Source organism: Bradyrhizobium sp. CCGB20, from assembly GCF_024199855.1.
In the GTDB taxonomy this organism is placed as follows: Bacteria; Pseudomonadota; Alphaproteobacteria; order Rhizobiales; family Xanthobacteraceae; genus Bradyrhizobium.
On record NZ_JANADN010000001.1, the window covers coordinates 1,419,173 to 1,434,042 of the forward strand.

12 protein-coding genes are annotated in these 14,870 nt (G+C 65.0%); 3 read left to right on the top strand and 9 right to left on the bottom strand.

The window, feature by feature from the left end; genetic code table 11:
- Positions 1-43: 43 nt before the first annotated feature.
- The 4 genes from NLM15_RS06595 to NLM15_RS06610 form a co-directional block, all read right to left on the bottom strand.
- Positions 44-943 carry a carbohydrate ABC transporter permease gene (locus tag NLM15_RS06595; protein ID WP_375166812.1) on the bottom strand — a complete coding sequence of 300 codons (900 nt, stop codon included), beginning with the start codon at positions 941-943 and terminating at the stop codon, positions 44-46.
- Positions 936-1,892: a carbohydrate ABC transporter permease gene (locus NLM15_RS06600; RefSeq protein WP_254116218.1), complete on the bottom strand. Its 957-nt coding sequence runs from the start codon at positions 1,890-1,892 to the stop codon at positions 936-938. The genes NLM15_RS06595 and NLM15_RS06600 overlap by 8 nt, the downstream gene beginning before the upstream one ends.
- 137 nt (positions 1,893-2,029) lie before the next feature.
- Positions 2,030-3,376: an ABC transporter substrate-binding protein gene (locus tag NLM15_RS06605; protein WP_254116219.1), complete on the bottom strand. Its 1,347-nt coding sequence runs from the start codon at positions 3,374-3,376 to the stop codon at positions 2,030-2,032.
- An 88-nt stretch (positions 3,377-3,464) separates the two neighbouring features.
- Positions 3,465-4,508 (bottom strand): C-terminal binding protein, encoded by a 1,044-nt coding sequence (locus NLM15_RS06610; protein ID WP_254116220.1) that lies wholly within the window; start codon positions 4,506-4,508, stop codon positions 3,465-3,467.
- Between the two features lie 262 nt (positions 4,509-4,770).
- On the opposite strand from NLM15_RS06610, the gene NLM15_RS06615 reads away from it, so the two are divergent.
- Positions 4,771-6,456 carry a methyl-accepting chemotaxis protein gene (locus tag NLM15_RS06615; protein WP_254116221.1) on the top strand — a complete coding sequence of 562 codons (1,686 nt, stop codon included), beginning with the start codon at positions 4,771-4,773 and terminating at the stop codon, positions 6,454-6,456.
- 135 nt (positions 6,457-6,591) lie between these two features.
- Here the strand turns inward: NLM15_RS06615 and NLM15_RS06620 are convergent, their stop codons facing one another.
- Complete coding sequence (locus NLM15_RS06620) at positions 6,592-7,569, bottom strand: tripartite tricarboxylate transporter substrate binding protein (RefSeq protein WP_254116222.1); 978 nt, start codon at positions 7,567-7,569, stop codon at positions 6,592-6,594.
- Between the two features lie 90 nt (positions 7,570-7,659).
- Complete coding sequence (locus tag NLM15_RS06625) at positions 7,660-8,595, bottom strand: DMT family transporter (RefSeq protein ID WP_254116223.1); 936 nt, start codon at positions 8,593-8,595, stop codon at positions 7,660-7,662.
- A 105-nt stretch (positions 8,596-8,700) separates the two neighbouring features.
- Here NLM15_RS06625 and NLM15_RS06630 point away from each other — a divergent pair, with 105 nt between their 5' ends.
- Together NLM15_RS06630 and NLM15_RS06635 are read left to right on the top strand one after the other, a co-directional pair.
- Positions 8,701-9,090 (top strand): DUF1330 domain-containing protein, encoded by a 390-nt coding sequence (locus NLM15_RS06630; protein ID WP_254116224.1) that lies wholly within the window; start codon positions 8,701-8,703, stop codon positions 9,088-9,090.
- A 217-nt stretch (positions 9,091-9,307) separates the two neighbouring features.
- Positions 9,308-12,496: an adenylate/guanylate cyclase domain-containing protein gene (locus NLM15_RS06635; protein WP_254116225.1), complete on the top strand. Its 3,189-nt coding sequence runs from the start codon at positions 9,308-9,310 to the stop codon at positions 12,494-12,496.
- Positions 12,497-12,531: 35 nt separating this feature from the next.
- On the opposite strand, the gene NLM15_RS06640 is transcribed toward NLM15_RS06635, so the two are convergent.
- The 3 genes from NLM15_RS06640 to NLM15_RS06650 are packed head-to-tail and all read right to left on the bottom strand — an operon-like array spanning position 12,532 to position 14,828.
- Positions 12,532-13,203: a class I SAM-dependent methyltransferase gene (locus NLM15_RS06640; protein ID WP_254116226.1), complete on the bottom strand. Its 672-nt coding sequence runs from the start codon at positions 13,201-13,203 to the stop codon at positions 12,532-12,534.
- Positions 13,204-13,207: 4 nt separating this feature from the next.
- A complete protein-coding gene (locus tag NLM15_RS06645; protein ID WP_254116227.1) occupies positions 13,208-13,873 on the bottom strand; it encodes a hypothetical protein in 666 nt (221 codons plus the stop codon).
- Between the two features lie 22 nt (positions 13,874-13,895).
- Positions 13,896-14,828, bottom strand: coding sequence for a DMT family transporter (locus tag NLM15_RS06650; protein WP_254116228.1), 933 nt, complete (start codon positions 14,826-14,828; stop codon positions 13,896-13,898).
- Between the last annotated feature and the right edge of the window lie 42 nt (positions 14,829-14,870).

Genomic DNA, 14,870 nt, shown 5'->3' on the forward strand with positions numbered 1-14,870 from the left:
ATCTATCACGATTGCACGAACCTTCGTGATCGCGCGGAAGCCGTTACTCCTTTACCGCGCCGGTCAGCGAGGACACGTAGTAATCCACAAATAGCGAGTAGAAGATCGCAACCGGCAGCGAGCCGAGCAGCGAGCCTGCCATCAGCGCACCCCACTGGTAGACGTCGCCGGTGACGAGCTCGGTCAGGATCGCGACCGGCACGGTCTTGTTGGCGCCGCTCTGGATGAAGGCGAGCGCGTAGATGAACTCGTTCCAGGACAGCGTGAAGGAGAAGATGCCGGCCGAGATCAGCCCGGGCACCGCCAGCGGCAGCGTGATCCGCCGCAGGATCTGCAGACGCGTCGCGCCGTCGACCAGCGCGCATTCCTCGAGCTCGTAGGGAATCGACTTGAAATAGCCGATCAGGAGCCAGGTGCAGAACGGCACCAGGAAGGTCGGATAGACCAGGATCAGCGCCATCGGCGAGTCGAACAGGCCGAACTGCACCACGACGGTGGCAAGCGGGATGAACAGGATCGACGGCGGCACGAGATAGGCGAGATAGATGCCGAGGCCGACATACGGACTGCCGCGGAAGCGCAGGCGCTCGATGGCGTAGGCCGCGAGCGTGCTGGCGATCAGCGACAGCGTGGTCGAGCCGATCGCGACCATCATCGTCGTCCACAGCCAGCGCGGATAGGCGGTGTTGAACAGCAGGTGCTTGATGTGCGCCAGCGTCGGCGAAGAGATCCAGAACGGATTGTGGTCCTTGTAGTTCAAGAGTTCCGCGTTCGGCTTGAACGAGGTGATCGCCATCCAGTAGAACGGAAACAGCAGGATCAGCACGAAGCAGCCGAGCGGCAAATAGATCATCATCAGCCGCCGCAGCCCGGAATCCCAGGCCATGGTGTCGGGTGCGGCTTTCGCGTCCGCGGTGGCCGGTTGAACGACGGTATCAGTCATTGGCCTCTCCCTGCTGCCATTTGCGGCGCGCCAGGCCGAAATATGAGAACAGCGTCGCGAACACCAGGAACGGGATCATCGACACCGCGATGGCCGCACCTTCTCCGAGCTCGCCGCCGGCGATGCCGCGCTGGAAGGCCAGCGTGGCGAGCAGGTGTGTCGAGTTCACGGGCCCGCCGCGGGTGATGGCGTAGACCAGCTGGAAGTCGGTGAAGGTGAAGATGATCGAGAAGGTCATGACGATGGCGAGGATCGGCATCATCATCGGAAAGGTGATGTAGCGGAAGCGCTGCCAGGCGCTGGCGCCGTCGAGCATGGCGGCCTCGTAGAGCGAGGGCGAGATGGTCTGCAGGCCCGCCAGCAGCGAGATCGCGACGAAGGGAATGCCGCGCCAGATGTTGGCGGCGATCAGCGAGAATCGCGCCGGCCAGGGCGAGCCGAGGAAGTCGATATTGCTCGTGCGCCAATGCAGCACGTCCACCAGCAGATAGGAGATGATCGAGAACTGCGGATCGTAGATCCACCAGAAGGCCAGCGCCGAGAGCACCGTCGGCACGATCCAGGGCAGCAGCACGATGGCGCGCAAGAGGCTCTTGAACGGGAAATGGTTGTTGAGCAGCAGCGCGAGCCAGAAGCCGAGCGCGAACTTCCCGAAGGTCGCGATCGCCGTGTAGAACACGCTGTAGAACACCGCGTTCCACCACAGCGGATCGGTGAGCAGGTACTGGAAGTTCTCGAACCCGATGAAAATGCCGCGCTTGCCGATCGTGGTGTCGGTGAAGGCGAGCCAGATGCCGAGGCCCAGCGGGTAGGTGAGGAAGACGGCGAGCAGCCCGATCGCGGGTGCGAGGCACATCACGATCAGGAACGGCTTGTAGTCGAACAGTCGAACCAGCCAGGACGGCTGCCGCTGGGCCAGTGCAGGGGAAGAGAGTGTCGTCACGGACATCGGTTTTTTGTCCCGTCTGTGAAAGTCACGACGCCGTCATTGCGAGGAGTGAAGCGACGAAGCAATCCAGGCCGTAGTCGCAAAGACAGACTGGATTGCTTCGATTCGCTCGCAATGACGATTTCTTCTGTCGGTCCTTACCGATTTTGCCGCCGGAAGTACCGCTTGCAGCGCTGCTCGGCTTCCGCAGCCGCGGCTTCGGGCGTCGCCGCGCCGGTCGCGACCGAGGCGAACATCTGCACCGTGACATAGTCCGCACGAACCGCACCGGTCGCGGTCGAGATCGGACCCTTGTAGCCGGCGTAGTATTTGCTGTTCATGGTGTCCTTGAAGATCGCCACCTTGGGATCGCCCTTCCACACCGCCGCGTCGGCATAGGCCGCGAGCGGTTGCGACCAGTAGCCGCTGTTGGCGTTGAGCCACGGCTCGTACTGGTCCTTTTCCAGCATGTACTGCAGGAAGGCCTTCGCGGCATTGGGGTACTGGCTGTGCTTGAACACCATGGCGTTCAGCGTCAGCCCCGACATCGGCGAGGCCGCCGCAAGGCCCTTCGGCAGCAACTGATGTTCGGAGTCTTCGGCGATGGCCGCGGTCGCCGGATCGTTCTTGAGCGAGAAATACAGCGAGACGCCGTTGGCCGTCAGCCCGATTTCCTGCGAAGAGTAGGCGCGGTTGTTGCTGACGTCGTTCCACGACGGCGTGCCGGCGATGAAGGTCGGATAAATCTCCTTCACGTAGTTCAGCGCTGCGATGGTCTCCTTGCTGTTGATGGTGACATTGCCTTCCTCATCCAGCAGCGCGGCGTTGTGCGACCACATCATCCAGTCCGCAAAGCCGTTGCCATCGCCGACCGCGTTGCCGAGCGCAAAGCCGGCGGGCTTGCCGGCCTTGTGCAGCTTCTTGCAGAGGTCGAGAAGACCGGCGTGGTCTTCCGGCGCCTTGTCGAACCCGACGGATTTGAGAATCGACTTGCGATAGATCAGCGGACCGGCCGTGGCCCCGAACGGGAGCCCGATCCAGGTATCGCTCTTGGCCTTCATGCCGTAGGCCTTCGCAAGGTTCTGCCAGCCGCCATACTTCTTGCCGAGATAGTCGGCGACGTCGGTGAGCTCGACCAGCTTGTCGACGTAGATGTGCGGTGCATCGGAGAAGCCGATGATGATGTCGGGGCCGGCGCCGGAATTCGAGGTCACCGCGGTCTGCTGGTTGATGTCTTCCCAGCCGACGAAGTCGACCTTGACCTCGACCCCGGTCTCCTTGGTGAATTTTGCCGCATTGGCGCGGAACACGTCTTCGTCGGCCTGGACGAAGCGCACGGGCCGCAGCATGCGCAGGGTTGCGCCCTTTTCGATCGGCAGTTTCGGTGCGGGGACGTCCGCGGCCTTGATCGTGGATTGGGCATTCGCGGTGGTACCGGTTGCGGCAACCGCCGCAGCAGACAGGCCCAGCGCCAAGGCATCACGACGTGTGATGTCGTTCCTCATCAGTTCCTCCCTATGATGTCTCCCTTCCCGGCGTTGATCGCCGGTGAAGGGCCGTTCCGGTTTCCGGCGCGTCTTGCGGCCGGCCGCCTCAGCTGTTCGGGCCGCGGTCCATGCTGACGGGCTGCCAGCGGCGGAGCGCGGTGTCTTGCAGCACCGACGGATTGACGCAGCTTACCGGCCACATGCCCTGAAGCACCAGTGACAATTCGTAGCCCACCCGGCGCTTGCGCGCCTCGTCGAACCGTGCCGAGGCCGAGGCGACATGGGCGGTCAGGGTCACATTCTCCATGCTGAGGATGGGATTGTTGTGCGAGGGCGGTTCCTTCTCCAGCACGTCGAGGGCGGCGTGCGCGATCCAGCCTTCCTGGAGGGCCTTGATGAGGCTCTCCTCGTCCACCGTGGCGCCGCGGCCGGTATTGATGAAGACAGATCCCTTCTTCATCTGCCGAAAATGCTTCTCGGTGAGCATGTGATGCACCTCGGGCCGGGCGGGGGCGTGCATCGACACGAAGTCGGATTGCGACAGCACCTCGTTCAGCGTCGCCGGGATCACGCCGTGGTCGTACATCAGCGTTTCCTGGATGAAGGGATCGTAGGCCATCATGCGCAGGCCGAACGGGGCTGCGCGTTTCGCAACTGCACGCGCGACGCGGCCGAACGAGATGAAGCCGAGCGTCTGGCCCATCAGCCTGGGGATCTTGAGCAGCGCCGGCCGGCCTTCAGCCCAGCGCCCGTCACGCGCCATCCTGTCCTGCTCGACCAGACGGCGGAAGCCCGCGAGCAGCAGCATCATGGCGTGGTCGGCGACCTCCTCGATGAAGGTGTCGGGAATGTTGGTGACGGGAATGCCGCGAGCGGTCGCGGCCTTGACGTCGACGCTGTCGACGCCGACCGAGCCGAGCGTGATCACCTTGCAATTGTCGAGCGTGTCGATGATCGACTTGGTGATGGGGATGCCCTTGGCGTAAATGGCGTCGGCGGTTTTTGCGGCGGCGATGAACCCGGCCTCGTCGGCCGGCGCCTCGACGATCTCGGCGTCGATCGGATCGAGTGCCTCGCGTTCATAGGAATAGTCGCTGCCTGCGACTGTGAAGCTCGCGCCCTTCGGCGTCACCACCCTGTATTTCGGCATTTCCTGCTCCCGATTTGGTCTGTCGGTTCTTGTTGTGACCCGGCCTTCTTGGGCGGGCCTTTGCGTCTTTTACGCGAAATCGATGCAGCCGCGTACAATTCCCGGTTGTTAGGGGCGCGAATAATTTGCCGGTTTTCGCGGCATCGTCCGGGCTTCTACGGAGACGTGTAAGTAACTTGCTAAGAGGTCATACACTAAGAGTTGATTCAATTTCGATCGATTCACTCGCTTGCCTGTATCCCATTTTTGCCGGAGCCATCCCGTGAAGTTGAGCAATCTGAAGATCGCCTCCAAGCTCGGCATCCTCGTCGCCGTCACCTTGTTGGGCCTGTGCATCTCCGGTCTTCTGGCCGGCTATCTGATGAAGCGCGAGATGGTCAATGCGCGAATCGACCAGGCCAAGTCGATCGTCGACCTCGGCCGCAACTACGCCGCAGCGCTGAAGAAGCGCGTCGATGCCGGCGAGCTGACGAAGGATGCGGCGATGGCCGACCTTCGTCGCTACGGCAATTCGATGACCTACGACAACGGCTCGGGCTATCTGTTCGGCACGTCCTATGACGGCATCACCCAGCTCGCGCCCGATCCGAAGCAGATCGGCACCAACCGCATGGATGTCGTGACCAACGGCCGCAAGCTGTCGGTCGAGCTGATGAACGGCGTCAAGGCCAACGGTTCGATCCTGCTGTATTATGAATATGTGAAGCCCGGCCAGGAGACGCCGATCCGCAAGATCGGCTACGCGGTCGCTGTCCCCGGCTTCGACATGTATCTCGGCACCGGCGCCTATCTCGACGACATCGACGCCAAGATGGGCCCGGTGTTCTGGTCGCTTGGCCTCGCCATCCTCGGCATCCTCGTCGTTGCCGGCGGCGTCGCCTGGCTGATCGGCCGCAGCATCAGCGTGCCGCTGGCGCTGCTCGGTACCCGCATGAAGGAGCTCGCCGACGGCAAGCTCGGGGGCGACATCCCCGGCGTCGGCCGTGGCGACGAGGTCGGCGCGATGGCCGCGACCGTCCAGATCTTCAAGGACAACGCGGTCCGCATCCGCGACCTCGAGAAGACCGAGGCCGATGCCAAGGAGCGTGTTGCGGCGGAACGTCGCAGCGCGATGGAAGGCATCGCCAGCGACTTCGAACGCAGCGTCAACGGCATCGTCCGCTCGGTCTCCTCGGCCGCCGCCGGCATGCAGTCGACGGCGCAGTCGATGACCGCGACGGCCAGCGACGCTTCGTCGCGTGCGGCGACGGTTGGCGCTGCCTCGCAAAAGGCCTCCGGCAATGTCGGCACGGTTGCCGCAGCCGCCGAAGAGCTGTCGAGCTCGGTTGCGGAAATCTCCCGCCAGGTCACGCGCTCGACCGAAGTGGCAAGCCGCGCCGTCAGCGATGCCGAACGCACCAACGCCACCGTGCAGGTGCTCTCGACCGGCGCCGAGAAGATCGGCGAGGTCGTCAAGCTGATCCACTCGATCGCGGCGCAGACCAATTTGCTCGCGCTCAACGCCACCATCGAAGCGGCTCGCGCCGGCGAGTCCGGCCGCGGCTTCGCGGTCGTGGCCTCCGAGGTCAAGGCGCTGGCGAACCAGACCGCGAAGGCGACCGAGGAAATCTCCGCCCAGGTTGCGGCGATGCAGACCTCGACCAGCGACGCGGTCACGGCCATCTCCGGCATCACCCAGACCATCGCCGAGATGAGCGAGATCACCGCCGGCATTTCCGCCTCGATCGAGCAGCAGGGCGAAGCCACCCGCGAGATCGCCCGCAACATCCAGTCGGTCGCGGCCGGCTCGAACGAGATCAACGCCAATATCGGCAGCGTCACCTCGGCCGCGGAAGCGACCGGCAACGCCGCCACCGACGTGCTGACCAACGCCCGCGAGCTGGACAGCCAGTCCGGCGCGCTGCGCAGCGCCGTCGACGGCTTCCTTGCCAAGGTCCGCGCGGCGTAAGGCTCGCGCTGAATTCTTGGCACTGACTTCGTAGGGTGGGCAAAGACGCGAAGCGTCGTGCCCACCTTTTCTTTTTTGAAGTCGCCGGCACTTGCTGGTGGGCACGCTTCGCTTTGCCCACCCTACGAGACCGTCCTACTGCTTCTCGATCTTCGCGTTGGTGATCAGCTTCTCCCACAGCACCAGCTGCTCGTTCACGAACGTGCCGAGCTGCTCCGGCGTGCCGGAGAAGGCGTCCATGCCGAGCGTCGCAAGCTGGGCCTTGATCTCCGGCTTCTCGACGATCTTCCTGATCTCGGCGTTGAGCCGCGTCACGATCTCCTTGGGCATGCCGGCGGGGCCGAAATAGCCCTGCCATGAGGAGATGTCGAAATCCGGCACGCCGGCTTCCTGCATCGAGGGCAGGTTCGGCACCAGCGGCGAGCGGTCCTTGGTGGTGACGGCGAGCGCGCGCAGCGCGTTGCCGTTGACGTGCGGCAGGCCGGTCAGGATGTCGACGAACATCATCGAGACGCGGCCGCCCATGACGTCGTTGAGCGCGGGCGGCGAGCTCTTGTACGGCACGTGCAGGAGATCGAGTCCGGCATTGTGCGCAAAGGTCGCACCCGACACGATCGCCGAGGACGAGCCCGACGCGTAGCTGAGCTTGCCCGGATTGGCCTTGCCGTAGGCGACGAGCTCGGCCACGGTCTTGGCCGGCACATCCGGATGAACGACCAGCATGAAGGGCAGGTCGCCGGTCCGCGCGATCGGGGTGAAATCCTTGACCGGATCGTAGGTCAGGCTCTTGAGCAGGTAGGGGTTGGCCGAATGCGTGGTGTTGGTCGTGACCAGCAGCGTGTAGCCGTCGGGAGCGGCGCGCGCGACATAGGTCGCGGCGATCATGCCGTTGGCGCCCGCCTTGTTCTCGATCACGATGCCGACCCCGAGCGCCTGCGACAGATGCTGCGAGATCAGCCGCGTCGTGGTGTCGGTGCCGCTGCCCGCCGCGAACGGCAGCACCAGCGTGATGTTGCGGCTCGGATAATTGTCGGCCTGCGCGGCGGATGCGGCGGCGAGACAAAGGGCGGCCGCGCCGACGGCACGCAGGTTTCGAATCAGCGCTGAAATCATGTCTGGACGTTCCCTCTTTTTCGTTGGCGGGGAACCTAGCTTCTCTTCGCTGAAATCGGAAGGCGTGAGTTTGTCGCCCGCTCCGCGGAATTACTTCACCGCAGAACCCTGGCGCGAGGCGATCACGACGCCGGCGAGCACGAGCGCATAGCCGATCAGGTGAAACGGCTGGAGCTTTTCGCCGAGCAGCAGGATCGCCATCGCCGAGCCGAACACCGGCACGAGGTGGAAGAACGGTGCGGCCCGGTTCGGGCCGATCAGCGCCACGCCGCGGTTGAAGAACAGATAGGCGAGCGTCGAGGGAAAGATCAGGATGTAACCCAGCGTCGCCAGCGTCACCGTGTCGAATTGCAGCACGCTGCCGCTCCAGGCTTCCCAGATTGCGGTGGGCAGCAGCATGATTGCGCCACAGCAGGTGGTGAACGAAAGAAAGGAGAGCTGATGAACTTTCGGCCGCCGCGGGATGAAGGCGGAGTAGATCCCGAACGCCACCAGCGAGGAGGCGAACATGATGTCGCCCCTGTTGAAGCTGATGCTCGCGAGCGCGGCGAGATCGCCGCGCAGGATGATGATCAGCACGCCGAGCAGCGAGATCGCGATGCCGGCGAGCTGCGCGCCCGTCAGCCGCACGCCGAACAGCACCAGCGACCACAGCGCCACGAACAGCGGTCCGGCCGACTGGATCAGCAGCGCGTTCAGCGCTTCGGTGTATTGCAGCGCCCAGTACGAGATCGCATTGTTGAAGGCAAAGCCCACCAGCGACAGGAACAGCATCAGCGGCAGGCTTTTGCGCAAATTCGGCCAGTCGCGCCTCAGATGCGGCCAGGCGAACGGCAACAGGATCAGGAACACGCCGAACCAGCGGATCGTGGTCACCGTCAACGGCGGCACATGGGCGCCGACATGGCGCGCGAGCACGATGTTGCCGGCCCAGAACAGCGAGCTCTGGCTCAGCAGGAGATAAGGCTGGTTGTTGAGCCAACTGGCCGGATTCGAGGCCTTTGGCGCGGGCGAAGCAATCGTCATTGGCGTCACATGCGACCTTGCGCCGGATTGCCGTCGTGACACAAGTCACGCCGCCGCAATGCTACAATGCAGGCTTGACCCGGGGAGGCGCCATTGGCGGTTAATATGTTGAACATCGAGGGCCTGGAAGGGCTCGACCAGCAGGCGCCCGTGGTGATGCTGAACCTGATGCGCTTCCATGCGCGCTCGCGCGACGGCGACGGTTCGGGCTGGGACGCTTATCTCCGCTACAGTGCGATCACGGTGCCCATGATCAAGGCGCGCGGCGGCACGCTGCTCTGGACCGGCGAGGCGAAGGCGGTCGCGCTCGGCCCGCATGATGGCAATCGCTGGGATTTCGTTGCGCTGGTGTTTTATCCGTCGGTCGCGGCCTTCCTCGACATGATGACGTCGGAGGCTTACGAGCGCGAGGCCGATCCGCATCGCCTCAACGGCTGCGCCGAGCATGTGATCATCGCGACCAGCGAGGCGTACAGCAAGTTCAGCGCCGGCTGACGCCGCGGGCCTGCGGCCGGAGGCGCGGGTTTGGGCCGGGTTTTGCAACCTTTTCGACCCAGCTTCGGCGCAGTTGCGCGCCAAATGTGAACTATTCGGTTGCGTGCGGGTGCCAAAGATGGTGCCCTTGGCGCGCATGTCGGGGCATTGCAGGCCCGGCATGAGGCGTTCCGGTGCTGCTTCCTCCTCGTCGATGATTGCTTCGTTAGGGGATCAGATGCTTTGTGAGCGATGCGGCGGGGATAATCCGGCGACAAATCGCTTCTGCCATGGTTGCGGCGCCGCTCTGCCGGTGGCCTGTCCCGCATGCAATCATCTGAGTCCGCCCGGCTCCGGCTTCTGCGGGGCCTGCGGCACGGCCCTGAGCGCCGGCAGGCCAGTCCCGGCACCGGCGGGGCATTTCACAAGGCCAGTTCGGGGCGAGCTCAAGCAGGTGACGGTGCTGTTCGCTGATCTCGTCAGCTCGACCGAGATCGTCGCCGGCCTCACCGCCGAAGACGCCATGCAGCGCCTCAAGCCTGCGCTCGATGCCATGTGTGATGCCGTGGAGCGGTTCGAGGGCACGGTGGTGCGCACGCTCGGCGACGGCATCCTTGCCTTCTTCGGCGCGCCCCGCGCGCAGGAAGGTCACGCCCTGCTGGCATGCGAGGCTGCGCTGGCGATCCGGGACGCGTTTTGCGCGCGCGACGATGGCATGCTGGTGCGCGTCGGCCTGCATTCGGGCGAGATCGTCGCGGATGCTCCAATCGTCGACACCGTCACCGAGCACGGCGCTTACGGCCTCACCATTCATCTCGCAAGCCGTCTGCCGGCCAAGGCGGAGCCGGGCGAGATCTGCCTGACCGACGAGACCTACCGTCTGGTGCGCTCGTTCTGCGACGTCGGCCCGCTCGGCCGTCATCGCCTGCGCGGCGTGCCGGAGCCGATCGAACTTTATCTTCTGAAGAACCTCAAGCCGGCGGTCGCCAGCCAGCAATTCCGCGGCGTCGCCTTGGCGACGTTCCGCGGGCGCGAGCGGGAGATGACCCTGCTGCAGCGGACCCTGGCGGCAGTGGAGACCGGCGGCTCGCGCGTCACCGGCATCGTCGGCCCGCCCGGCACCGGCAAGAGCCGGCTGTGCTACGAGTTCGCGGATTGGTGCCGCGCGCGTCTCATTCCGGTGTTCGAGGCCCGCGCACAGCCCTATGGCGCGGCGACGCCGCTGCAGCCGGTGCTGGAGTTCCTGCGCTCGAACTATTTCAACGTTTCTCCGGACGACGAGCCCGATCTGGCGGTGAAGCAGATCGCCACGCGCCTGGCCGAGCTCGGTTCGACCTTCGAGGCGGACCTCTGGCTGGTCTGCGATTTCCTCGGCATCAGGCATGGCCAGGGCCCGCCTTCCTGGCTCAGTCCGCGCGCCCGCAACGTCCGTCTGCTCGACATCATCCGGCACATGATCCGACAGCGCGGCGCGTCGGCGTCGGTGATCATCATCGAGGATCTGCATTGGCTCGATCCCGCGAGCGAGGAGTTCGTCGCAACGCTCGTCGATGCGGTGATCTCCACCAAGACGGTCCTGATCGTGAATTTCCGGCCGGCCTATTTCGCGCCCTGGATGAGCGGGCCGCTCTACCAGCAGATCGAGCTCGCCGAGCTGTCGCCGACGGATACGGACGATCTCGTCGACGAGCTGCTCGGGCCGGAGGACGAGCTTCTCGACGTGCGGCGGCGCGTTGCGGAGCGTAGCGGCGGCAATCCGTTCTTCGCCGAGGAGCTGATCCGCTCCCTGGTCGAGCATCTGGTCATCGTCGGCGAGCAGGGCGGCTACCGGCGCGGCATCTCCGGCGCCTCGGACGTGCTGCCGCCGACCGTGCAGGCCGTGATCGGCGCGCGGATCGACCGGCTGGCGCCCGGTGATCGCGACCTCCTGCACACGGCGGCGATCATCGGCAAGGAGTTTCAGCTCGCGGTCCTGCAGAGCGTCGCCAGCCTGCCCACGGCCGAGCTCGAGGCGATGCTTGTCCGGCTCTGTTCCGGCGAGATGCTTCAGGCGCGCGGCGGCAAGGATGGGCAGGGCTATAGCTTCCGTCATCCCTTGATCCAGGAGATCGCCTATTCGACCCAGCTCCGCGCGCGGCGCAGCCTGCTGCACGCGCGGGTGGCGCGGGCGATCGAGCAATATTATCCGGAGCGGCTCGAAGAGTTCGCGGCGCTGCTGTCGCACCATTTCGAGCAGGCCGGCGAGGCCGATGCCGCCGCCGAATATGCCGCGCGCGCCGCCCGCTGGATCGGCTCGACCAACCCGGCGGAAGCGATCCGGCATTGGCACAAGGTGCGCTCGCTGAAGGCGGGACAGAAGCGCAGCCCGGCCGGCGATGCGCTCAGGATCGCCGCCAGCAGCCAGATCGCCTGGCTCGGCTGGCGCGAGGGCATGACGTCGGAGGATGCGAAGCCCTTCATCCAGGAAGCGTTGGAATGGGCGCATGACATCGACGATTCCATGATCCCGCTCCTGCTGTTCGTCGAAGGACGGATCGCGGGGGCGAGCGGCGGGCAGGCCGATGCCTATGTCGGCACGGTCAAGGAGGCGCTGGCGCTGACGGAATCGCGCCGGCTCAACAGCCGCGCTGCGACGCTCAATGCCTCGCTCAGCCAGGCCTATGGGTGGGCGGGGCTTTTGCGCGAAGCGCTCGCGGCGAGCGATGCGGCGCTCGCCGGCGCCCCCGGCATCTCCGATTTCGAGCACCAGTTTCTCGGCTACAATGTCGAGCATTGGATCCTCAGCCTGCGCGGCCGGATCCTGTGTCGGCTCGGACGTTTCGACGAGGCGCGGCTGTGCTTCGATCGCATCCTGTCCATCGATCCGACGCGGATCGATCCGACGGTGCAGTTCATCGCCAATCTCGGGTACGTCGATCTCGCCTGGTGCCTCGGCGATTCCGCGATGGCCTCGACCCATGCCTGGCGCGTGGTCGAACTCGCGGCGCGCCAGGGAACCCCCTATCTGCGCGCCTATTCGCTGGCCTGCCTCGGCACGGCGCAGGGCATCGCCCAGAACTATCAGGCGTCGATCCTGTCGTTGACGGAGGGCGTCGAGTTCGTGCGCGCAGCGCGCGTCGCCATGGAGATCGAGCCGGAAATGCTCGCGAGCATCGCCGACCATCAGCTCCGTTCCGGCGCCCATGCCGCGGCCGCCGAGAAAGCACGGGAAGCGATCGCGGTCGCCCAGGAGCGGCACGCCCGCCTGCCGGAATGCCGCGCCACCATCACGCTCGCGGCCGCGCTGGCGGCGAGCAACGAGGTGGATCACCTCGGCGAGGTGGAGCGCCTGGTCGACCGCGCCGAGGCCCTGATCAATCTGACGGGAGCCGGCATCTACTGGCGGCTGCTGGAGGAGACGCGCCGGCGGCTGTCGGTCGGCGCATGAAGCGCGATGACGATTCCTCTTGATCTCATCGCGCTTCAGACTCTCCGTACGATGAGCGTGAACTCCATCAATCCGTAGCCTTCATGCACCTCGGCTGCGGCATTGAACCGGGTGGCGCAGTAGCGCGCCCACGACGCGGTGTCGGTGGTGTAGAGGCCGGGGCGGACGGCCGCTCCTGGCGGGCTCTTCATGAAATTGACGGCGAAGCCGCGCCTGGTGGTGCGATGCAGGTCGTCGAGGCTCGCTGCGATGAAGCGCTCCCAGTCGTGCCGCGGCTGCTGCTGCGCGACGTTGAAGATGCCGCTGGCGACGGCATAGTCAGCCATCCGCGGGCTGGCATGACCGAGGACAAAGGCGGCGTTGCTGCGGTCCTGCCACAACCGCCGCGCCCGTCGAACCATCGCGTCCGAGAGGTCGATGCCGAGATAGTCGACGGTGCAGTCGTGATGCCGGCGGTCGAGAAAGGCGATCAGCGCGCCATAGCCGCAGCCGAGATCGTTCAGCGAGAAGGGCGACCCGAAGTCGCACAATTTCAGGAGCTGGACGAAGCGCATCTCCTGCGTGGCCTGGCAGGTCCAGTCGACCCCGGGCGGCGTCGCGCCGTAGCGCGCGACGGTCCCCGAATAATACGCGGCGATTCCGGCGTAGATCCGGCTCAGGTCTTCGTCGGGAGAGGCAAGCTCCCGAGCGACGGCGGCGGCGCGCATCGCTCTATTTCTTCTTTTTCTTGCCCTTGCCCTTACCTTTGCCCATGCCCTTGCCCGGGACGTTGGGCGCCATCGGCAGCGAGATCGTGAGATATGTTCGCTCGATGTAGAAGACCGGATTGTCCTCGCGAACGATCACGCGCAGCCCGTAATAGTCGCCGCTGGTCGCGCGGGCATCATGGGCCTGCATGAAGCAGGGGAGCGGCGACTTGCGGGCAAAGTTCTTGATCAGTGCGTTCACGATGCGCTGGTCGCCTGTTTCGTCGTCCTGATCCGACGGGACCTTGGCCAACCAGGCCAGCACGGTGAACCAGCGGTTCTTCGCGCGGCTGTTGTGCAGACCGCCCAGTCCGAGGAGCTTTGCGCTTTCGACGAACGGCCGCTGATCCCGGAAGATCTCGAATTCGTCCTGCAGGGCCTTGATCTCGGACACGCCCCCGGCGGTGAGTTCGACATCTCTCTGCTCGGGGCCAAACCTCAAATTGAAAAGATCGAAAAGCGGACCGATATAAATATCGTCTTCGGCCATAAACGCGCCCATACCACTCTCCCTGACAATCAAAGTTGGGGTTATCGGATCGGGAAGCCTGCAATGGCGATATTGAACCTTGATCTCCGGAAAATTGCAAGGAAGCCGGGCGGCCGCCGCAAACGGGCCGCCAGCGGGCACGCAACGTGCGCCGGTCTGCCGTTCAGCTCGCCTGCTTCCTTGACGCCGCGAACACGCCGGCCAGCACCAGCGCGAAGCCAATGAAGTGAAAGGCTTGCGGGTGTTCGCCGAGGAAAGCCATCGCCATGATCGAGCCGAACACCGGCACGACATGAAAGAACGGCGCGGCGCGATTGGCGCCGATCAGGCGCACGCCGCGATTGAAGCAGAGATAGGCGAGCGTCGACGGGAACACCGCGACATAGAACAGCGTCAGCAGGTTCGGCCCGTCGAGCTTCATCACGGGGCGCGCGGACAATTCCCAGATCTCCAGCGGGATGAGACAGGCAGCGCCGGCGCCGAAGGTGAAGGCGAGGAACGACAGGCCGTGCATCGGCGGCCGCTTCAGGGTCAGCACCGAATAGAGCGCGAAGATGATCAGCGCGACGATGAAGATGAGATCGCCCTTGTTGAACGCGATGTTCGACAGCGTGGTGAAGTCGCCATGCAGCAGGATCGTCAGCACGCCGCACATCGACAGCAGCACGCCGAACGCCTGCGCCGCGGTGAGGCGGACGCCGAGGATGGCCAGCGACCACAGCGCCACCACCAGCGGCGCGGCCGACTGGAGCAGCAGCGTGTTGAGCGCCTGGGTGTGCTCCAGCGCCCAGTATTGCAGCGTGTTGAAGGCGCCGATGCCGGTGATCGACAGCACGATCATCAGGCCGAGCCTGCTGCGGATCGCGGGCCAGTCCTGGGCGAGATGTTTCCAGGCGAACGGCAGCACCAGCAGGAAGGCGAAGGTCCAGCGCAGGAATGACAGCGTGACCGGCGGGATGTGGCCGGCGGCGAGCCGTCCGACGATGGCATTGCCGGCCCAGCACAGCGCGGTGATGCTGAGCAGCAGATAAGGCTGGTTGGCGATCCAGCTGGGGGCGGATGATTCGGTGCCCGTGGTCTGGCCGGTGGCGGACATTGTGATTGTTATGGCCCCGCGTGGAGTGCGCCGAGGCCCCGG